At 67.2% G+C, this 6,966-nt stretch carries 17 protein-coding genes; all 17 read right to left on the bottom strand.

The window, feature by feature from the left end:
- Positions 1-539 (bottom strand): preprotein translocase subunit SecY (locus tag VKH46_02890; GenBank protein HKB69760.1); only part of this gene is annotated, 539 nt, incomplete at its 3' end.
- The gene (gene rplO / locus VKH46_02885; protein ID HKB69759.1) at positions 540-1,022 is read right to left on the bottom strand and encodes a 50S ribosomal protein L15; all 483 of its coding nucleotides are present in this window, start codon (positions 1,020-1,022) and stop codon (positions 540-542) included.
- Positions 1,023-1,134: 112 nt separating this feature from the next.
- Complete coding sequence (gene rpmD, locus VKH46_02880) at positions 1,135-1,308, bottom strand: 50S ribosomal protein L30 (protein ID HKB69758.1); 174 nt, start codon at positions 1,306-1,308, stop codon at positions 1,135-1,137.
- 214 nt (positions 1,309-1,522) lie between these two features.
- Complete coding sequence (rpsE, locus tag VKH46_02875) at positions 1,523-2,041, bottom strand: 30S ribosomal protein S5 (GenBank protein ID HKB69757.1); 519 nt, start codon at positions 2,039-2,041, stop codon at positions 1,523-1,525.
- The gene (gene rplR, locus VKH46_02870) at positions 2,042-2,410 is read right to left on the bottom strand and encodes a 50S ribosomal protein L18 (protein ID HKB69756.1); all 369 of its coding nucleotides are present in this window, start codon (positions 2,408-2,410) and stop codon (positions 2,042-2,044) included.
- Positions 2,410-2,952: a 50S ribosomal protein L6 gene (gene rplF, locus VKH46_02865; GenBank protein HKB69755.1), complete on the bottom strand. Its 543-nt coding sequence runs from the start codon at positions 2,950-2,952 to the stop codon at positions 2,410-2,412. The genes rplR and rplF overlap by 1 nt, the downstream gene beginning before the upstream one ends.
- Before the next feature lie 9 nt (positions 2,953-2,961).
- The gene (gene rpsH, locus VKH46_02860) at positions 2,962-3,360 is read right to left on the bottom strand and encodes a 30S ribosomal protein S8 (GenBank protein HKB69754.1); all 399 of its coding nucleotides are present in this window, start codon (positions 3,358-3,360) and stop codon (positions 2,962-2,964) included.
- A gap of 3 nt (positions 3,361-3,363) precedes the next feature.
- On the bottom strand, positions 3,364-3,549 hold the full coding sequence (locus tag VKH46_02855) for a type Z 30S ribosomal protein S14 (protein ID HKB69753.1): 186 nt from the start codon (positions 3,547-3,549) through the stop codon (positions 3,364-3,366).
- Between the two features lie 14 nt (positions 3,550-3,563).
- Positions 3,564-4,106 (bottom strand): 50S ribosomal protein L5, encoded by a 543-nt coding sequence (gene rplE / locus VKH46_02850; protein HKB69752.1) that lies wholly within the window; start codon positions 4,104-4,106, stop codon positions 3,564-3,566.
- Positions 4,107-4,114: 8 nt separating this feature from the next.
- Entirely contained in the window at positions 4,115-4,438 is a 324-nt protein-coding gene (rplX, locus tag VKH46_02845) for a 50S ribosomal protein L24 (GenBank protein ID HKB69751.1), read from the bottom strand.
- A 25-nt stretch (positions 4,439-4,463) separates the two neighbouring features.
- Positions 4,464-4,841, bottom strand: a complete 378-nt coding sequence (gene rplN, locus VKH46_02840) for a 50S ribosomal protein L14 (GenBank protein ID HKB69750.1) — start codon at positions 4,839-4,841, stop codon at positions 4,464-4,466.
- Between the two features lie 3 nt (positions 4,842-4,844).
- Entirely contained in the window at positions 4,845-5,129 is a 285-nt protein-coding gene (gene rpsQ, locus VKH46_02835) for a 30S ribosomal protein S17 (GenBank protein ID HKB69749.1), read from the bottom strand.
- On the bottom strand, positions 5,126-5,329 hold the full coding sequence (rpmC, locus tag VKH46_02830) for a 50S ribosomal protein L29 (GenBank protein HKB69748.1): 204 nt from the start codon (positions 5,327-5,329) through the stop codon (positions 5,126-5,128). Before rpmC ends, rpsQ begins: the two co-directional genes overlap by 4 nt.
- Positions 5,326-5,757: a 50S ribosomal protein L16 gene (rplP, locus tag VKH46_02825; protein HKB69747.1), complete on the bottom strand. Its 432-nt coding sequence runs from the start codon at positions 5,755-5,757 to the stop codon at positions 5,326-5,328. Before rplP ends, rpmC begins: the two co-directional genes overlap by 4 nt.
- 10 nt (positions 5,758-5,767) lie before the next feature.
- Positions 5,768-6,433 (bottom strand): 30S ribosomal protein S3, encoded by a 666-nt coding sequence (gene rpsC / locus VKH46_02820; protein HKB69746.1) that lies wholly within the window; start codon positions 6,431-6,433, stop codon positions 5,768-5,770.
- A gap of 7 nt (positions 6,434-6,440) precedes the next feature.
- Complete coding sequence (gene rplV, locus VKH46_02815; GenBank protein ID HKB69745.1) at positions 6,441-6,785, bottom strand: 50S ribosomal protein L22; 345 nt, start codon at positions 6,783-6,785, stop codon at positions 6,441-6,443.
- 13 nt (positions 6,786-6,798) lie between these two features.
- Positions 6,799-6,966, bottom strand: a 168-nt coding sequence (locus tag VKH46_02810) for a ribosomal protein S19 family protein (GenBank protein ID HKB69744.1), incomplete at its 5' end; no start/stop codon positions are given.

The raw sequence follows: 6,966 nt of genomic DNA, 5'->3' as shown, positions 1-6,966 counted from the left end.
CGCTCGGAGATCTGCTCGCCGAGCCACATGATGAAGGCGCTTCCGGTCGTCAAGCTGAGGATCGTCAGGAGGAGGAACCCCGTCCCCTGCATCTCGGGCCGCACGAGGTACTGCCCCGACGGGAGCTGCTGCTTCTCGAGGAAGAGCCCGATCCCGGTCGCCTGGATGACCGACAGCAGGATCGTCCCGTACCGCGTGTACTGGGTGATCTTCTTGCGGCCGATCTCCCCTTCCTTCGAGAGCTTCTCGAGGTACGGCCAGACCACCGTGAGGAGCTGCAGGATGATCGACGCCGAGATGTACGGCATGATCCCGAGGGCGAAGACCGAGAACCGGCGCAGCGCGCCCCCCGAGAAGATGTCGAGGAAGCCGAGCGCCCCGCCCGCCTGGGACGAGAAGAACTCGGCCATCGCCTTCGGGTTGACCCCGGGCGTCGGAATGTGCGCGCCGAGCCGGTACACGGCGAGCAGCGCGAACGTGAAGAAGATCCGCTTGCGCAGATCGGGAATCGAAAAGATGTTTCGGAAGGATTCGAACATTTAACTCGCGACCTTCTCCGTTTCGATGATTTCGCAGCGCCCGCCCGCCTTCTCGATCTTCTCCCGTGCCGAGGCCGAGAACTTGTGCGCGCGAACGGTGAAAGCGCCGGTCAGCTCCCCGCCGCCGAGGATCTTGACCATCGCATTCTTCCCCGTGAAGCCGCGCGCGTGGAGCGCCTCCGGCGTGATCTCCTGACCCGCCTCGAAGCTCGAGAGGAGAGAGAGGTTGACCGGGTCGTATTCCTTCCGGAAGATGTTCGTGAATCCGCGCTTCGGGAGCCGGCGGTGGAGCGGCATCTGGCCGCCCTCGAAGCCCCGCATGTGGTGGTAGCCGGAGCGCGACTTCTGTCCTTTGTGCCCGCGGCCGGCCGTCTTGCCGTGGCCCGAGCCGGGCCCGCGGCCGACGCGCTTCTTCGCGTGCGTGGCGCCGAAGCCGGGGGCGAGGTGATGGACGCCCGTCGCCGGGCCCGTGGGAGCGACGATCGGGGCGGAATCCGCCCGGGACGGCGCCGCGCTCTTCTTCGCCCGCAAGGGCGCCGCGCTCTTCCGGGCGGCGGTCTTCTTCTTCGGTTTCGTTTCCGTCATGGGTCTCTTCCTACTTCGCCGCGGAGACTTCCACGAGGTGGCGCACCTTGTGGAGCATTCCGCGGATCGACGGGGTGTCCGGGCGGACGACCTCCTGGTTCATCCGGCGCAGGCCGAGGCCCTGGAGCGTCGCCTTCTGGTCCTTCGGCGTGCAGATCCCGCTCTTGACGAGCCGCACCTTCAACGGCGCCGGCGCCGCCGCGGGCTTCGCCTTCGGCTTCGGCGCCGGCGCGGACTCCGCCGCCGCCGGCTTCGCGGCCGCGCGGGGCGCGGCCTTGGCCGCCTCGACCGCGTCGGTTTTCGCCTTCTTCGGCCGGAGCGCGACGGTCTTCTCGAGCTCCTCGAGCGAGGCGACCGCGTCCTTCTTCGTGTCTTCCTTCTTCGGGCTCATGGGGTTCCTACTCCGCGGCCGTCTGCGGCCGGACGACGATCTTCTTCAGCTGCGTGAGCGCGTCGAACGTCGCCTTGACGACGTTGCCGGGATTGGTCGTGCCGAGCGACTTCGTGAGGATGTTCGTCACGCCCACGGACTCGAGGACCGCGCGGACCGGGCCGCCGGCGATGACGCCGGTGCCCTCGGCGGCCGGCTTCAGGAGCACGCGCCCCGCGCCGAAGCGGCCGAGGACGGGATGCGGGATCGTCGTGCCCTTCAGCGAGATCGACACCATGTTCTTCTTCGCGAGCTCGATCCCCTTCCGGATCGCCTGCGGGACCTCTTTCGCCTTCCCGGAACCGTACCCGACGCGCCCCTTCCCGTCGCCGACGACGACGAGAGCGGAGAAGGAGAAGTTCTTGCCGCCCTTGACGACTTTCGTGACGCGGTTGATGTGCACCACCCGGTCGACGAACTCCGACGACTCTCCCGAGTCGCGGTCGCGGCGGTCGCGGCGGTCCCGATTGCCCGGCTGATTGGCCATTTAAAACTCCAAACCGTTCTCGCGGGCGGAATCCGCCAGCGCTTTGACCTTCCCGTGGTAGGGATAGCCGCCCCGGTCGAACACGACGCGAGTGACTCCCTTTTCCTTCGCGCGGCGCGCGACGAGCTCGCCGACCTTTTTCGCGGCCGCGACGTTGCCGCCGCCCTTCTGCTCGGCGGTGAACCCCGCATCGAGCGAAGAGGCGGAGACGAGCGTCACGCCGTGCTTGTCGTCGATCACCTGCGCGTAGAGGTGCTTCAAGCTCTTGAAGATCGACAGCCGCGGCCGCTCGGCCGTCCCCTGCACGCGGGAACGGATGCGGCGCCGGACCTTGTCGCGGGCGGACCCGCGCGATTTCGCCTGGGCCATTACTTCCCTCCGGCCTTTCCGACCTTGCGGCGGATCACCTCGTCGGAATACTTGATCCCCTTGGCCTTGTACGGGTCGGGGACGCGCAGCGAGCGGATCTCCGCGGCGGTCTGACCGACCTTCTGCTTGTCGATTCCCGAGACCGTGATCCGGTTGGCCTTCGCATCGATCGCGATCGTGATCCCCTCCGGGATCGGGAAGACGATCGGGTGGGAGTACCCGAGCGCGAACTGGACCGCTTTCCCCTTGACCTCGCCCTTGAAGCCGACGCCGACGATGTCGAGCTCGCGGACGAATCCCTTCGTCACCCCCGCGACGGCGTTGGCGGCGAGCGCGCGGGTCAGCCCGTGCAGGGCGCGGCTCGTCTGCTCCTCGTCCGCGCGCGCGAACTCCAGCCGTCCGTCGAGCACCTTCGCGGTGACCGCGGACGGGATGGGGCTCTCGATCTGGCCTTTCGGTCCCTTGACCCGGAGCCGTCCGTTTTCGACCTTCACCTCGACCCCCGCGGGGATCGGAACGGGATTCTTACCGATTCGCGACACGGCTCTCTCCTACCAGACGTTGAAAAGGATCTCGCCGCCGAGCTTGCGCTCGCGCGCCTGGCGGTCCGTCATGAGGCCGCGCGAGGTCGAAACGACGGCGATCCCGAGGCCCCCCAGCACCGGCTGGATGTCCGCGGCCCGCTTGTAGACGCGGCGCCCGGGCTTCGAAACCCGCTGGATGCCGCCGATGACCGGCTCGCCTTCGCCGTCGTACTTCAGGCGGACCTGGATCTGATTCTGCGGCTCGGCGTCGACCGTCTTGTATCCGGCGACGTACCCCTCCTCGGCGAGGAGCTTCACGATCGCCTCCCGCTGCCGGGACGCGTCGACCTGCGCCTTTTCGTGGCCGGAGCGCATCGCGTTCCGGATGTGCGTCAGGAGATCGGAGATCGAATCACTGGTTTTCATGCTTCACCACGTCGCCTTGATCACGCCCGGGATGTATCCCGCGAGCGCCCGGTCCCGGAAACAGATGCGGCACAGCGCGAACTTGCGCAGCACGCTCCGCGGCCGGCCGCATACCCTGCAGCGGCGGACCTTTCGCGTCGAGAACTTCGGGACGCGCTCCGCTTTGAGTCTCATGGCTCGTCTTGCCATTTCTTCAGCCTTCCTTATTTGGCGAAGGGCAGGCCGAACTCGCGCAGAAGAGCCTGCGCGGTGTCGTCCCGCCCCGCCGTCGTCACGATCGTGACGTTCAATCCCTTCGACTTGTCGACCTTCGAGTAGTCGATTTCCTGGAAGATCAGGTGGTCCTTGACCCCGAGGGTGTAGTTGCCGCGGCCGTCGAACGACTTCGACGAGACCCCGCGGAAGTCGCGCACGCGCGGGAGCGCGATCGCGATCAGGCGGTCGAGGAATTCGTACATCCGGTCGCCCCGCAGCGTGACCCGGCAGCCGATCGGCATCCCGGCCCGCAGCTTGAACGACGCGATCGACTTCTTCGCCCGCGTCACGACCGCCCGCTGCCCCGCGATCGCCGACAGCTCCTCGACGGCCGTGTCGAGGAGCTTGACGTTGGCGGTCGCCTCGCCCATCCCCATGTTGAGGACGATCCGGTCGAGCTTCGGCACGGCCATCGTGTTCTCGATCCCGAACTCCTTCGTGAGCTTCGGGACGATCTCCTTCTGGTACTTCTCTCTCAGTCGCGCAGTCATCGTTCCCTCTAGCCCAGCACCGCGCCGCTCTTCTTGGCGACGCGCTCGGCCCGTCCGTCCTCGGTCCGCTGCCGGCCCACGCGGGTCGGAGCGTTCTTCTCCGGGTCGAGCAGCATGACGTTGGAAATGTGGATCGTCGCCTCGCGCTCCGAGACGCCTCCCGCGATGTTCTTCGCCGGGTTCGGCCGCAGGTGCTTCTTGACCTGGTTGACGCGCTCGACGAGCACCCGCGCGGTCGCGGGATACACGCGCAGCACGCGCCCCTGCTTGCCGCGGTCCTTGCCCGCGATCACGACGACCACGTCGTCCTTCTTCAGCTTCACCTTGTTCATCGTCCCCAGCCTCTCCCGCCCGCCTTCACAGCACTTCCGGAGCGAGCGAGATGATCTTCATGAATTTCTTCTCGCGGAGCTCCCGGGCCACGGGTCCGAAGACGCGCGTTCCGACCGGCTCGTTCTCCGCGTTGACGAGCACCGCCGCGTTGTCGTCGAACCGGATGTACGACCCGTCCTTGCGGCGCTGCTGCCGGCGGGTGCGCACGATGACGGCCTTGACGACGCGCTTGCCGTGCTTCTCGACGAACGGCGAGTCGGGGGCCGCTTCCTTGACCGACGCCGTGATGACGTCGCCGAGGTAGGCGTACCGCGAGTTGGAGCCCCCTTTCTTCTTGATGCAGGCGATCTTGCGGGCTCCCGAGTTGTCGGCGACCTCGAGCACCGTTCCCATCTGGATCATGGCCTACGCCTCCGCCTTCCGGAGGACCTCGCGAACCGTCCAGCGCTTGCGCTTCGACATCGGCCGCGTTTCCTCGATCGCGACGCGGTCGCCCATCGCGGCGGAGCCCTTCTCGTCGTGCGCCATGAACCGCGACCGGCGCTTGATGTAGCGCTGGTATCGCGGATGGAGCACGGTGCGCTCGACCTCGACGACGACGGTCTTGTCCATCTTGTCCGAAATGACGCGGCCGATCTTCGTCTGCCGCCCCTTCTTGCCGGCCGTGGCCGGCGCTGACGTCTCGCTCACGCTTTCTCCCCGCTGGCCCGCGCGAAGGTCTTCACCCGCGCGATGTCCCGCCGCACCGTCCGCAGCCGGGACGGATTCTCCAATTGGCCGGTCGTCTTCTGCAGCCGGAGCTTCCACAGCGCGTCGCGCAGCTCCTTCTCCTTCGCCGCGAGCGCGCCGGGCCCCTCTCCCCGAAGCTGTTCCAGGTCCTTCTTCTTCATGGTGCCACCGCCGCTTTCGCTTCGTGCCGGGCGACGAATCGGGTGCGAATCCCGATCTTGTCGGCCGCGAGCTTCATCGCCGCCTTCGCCGTGGCGTCGTCGACGCCCTCCATCTCGAACAGGATGCGGCCGGGCTTGACCACGACGACCCATCCTTCGGGGGCGCCCTTCCCCTTTCCCATTCGGGTTTCGGCGGGCTTCTTCGTGATCGGCTTGTCCGGGAACACGCGGATCCAGATCTTCCCGCCGCGCTTGATGTGTCGGGTCATCGCGATGCGGGCGGCCTCGATCTGGCGGGCGGTGACCCAGCCCGGATCGAGCGACTGGAGGCCGAAATCGCCGAAGGCGAGATCCGAGCCGCGCTGCGCCTTCCCGCGCATCCTTCCCCGCTGCTGTTTGCGGAACTTGACCTTGCTGGGCATCAACATGACTGAGTCCTCATGCCGTCTTCTTGACTTCGCGGCGCCGATTCTTGATCTTGTGCTGCTCGCCGCGGTAGATCCACGCCTTGACGCCGATCTTCCCGTACGTCGTGTGCGCTTCGGCGAACCCGTAGTCGATGTCCGCCTTCAACGTGTGGAGGGGCAGGCGTCCTTCCTGGTACCACTCCGAGCGCGCGATCTCGGCGCCGTTCAAGCGTCCCGCGCACCGGAGCTTGATCCCCTGCGCGCCGAACCGCTGCGCGGACTCGATCGCCTTCTTCATCGCGCGGCGGAAGGCGACGCGGCGCTCGAGCTGCATCGCGATCGACTCGGCGACGAGCTGGGCGTCCGTCTCCGGCCGCTGGATCTCGATGATGTTGATGTGGACCTCGTTCTTCGTCTTGCGCTGGAGCTCGTCGCGGAGCTTGTCCACCTCCGCGCCCCGCTTGCCGATGATCACGCCCGGGCGAGAGGTCTGCACGTTGACCTTGAGCTTGTTCGCGTAGCGCTCGATGTCGATCTCCGAGACGCCCGCGTGGGCGAGCCGGGACTTGAGCTCCCGGCGGAGCTTCATGTCGTCGTGCAGGTACTGCAGGTACTGGCCGCGCTCGGCGTACCAGCGCGAATGCCAGGTCCGGTTGAACCCCAGGCGGAATCCGTACGGGTGTACTTTCTGACCCATCTTTCCCTTACCCTCTCGCCTCGTCCGAGACTTCGAGCGTGACGTGACTCTTCCGTTTCTGGATGCGATAGGCGCGGCCCATCGGGGCCGGCCGGATCCGTTTCTCGCGGGGCCCACCGTCGACCTGGATCATCCGCACGACGAGCTTCTCGACGTCCACGCCCGCTTCCTTCTGCTCGGCATTCGCGATCGCGGACTTGAGGAGCTTCAGCAGGTCGCGGCACGCGTATTTCGGCGTGCCGCGCAGGATCGCGGCGGCGTCGTTGACTTTCTTGCCGCGGATCAGGTCCGCGACGAGCCGGACCTTCTGGGCCGACCCCTTCATGTACCGGAGACGAGCGACGGCGTTCATCGTGATCTCCCCTCTACGCCTTGGCCGCCGGCGCGGGCGCGGGCGCGCCCGGCGCTCCCGGAGCGCCGCCGGGCCGGGCTCCAGCCGCGGCCGCGTCCGCCTTCTTCCCGCTGTGCCCCTTGAAGATGCGGGTCGGAGCGAACTCGCCGAGCTTGTGGCCGACCATGTTCTCGGTCACGTA

The sequence above is a fragment of the Thermoanaerobaculia bacterium genome (assembly GCA_035260525.1).
In the GTDB taxonomy this organism is placed as follows: Bacteria; Acidobacteriota; Thermoanaerobaculia; order UBA5066; family DATFVB01; genus DATFVB01.
The sequence above is the reverse complement of the archived record's forward strand: the minus strand, read 5'-3'. Positions and strand labels throughout refer to the sequence as shown.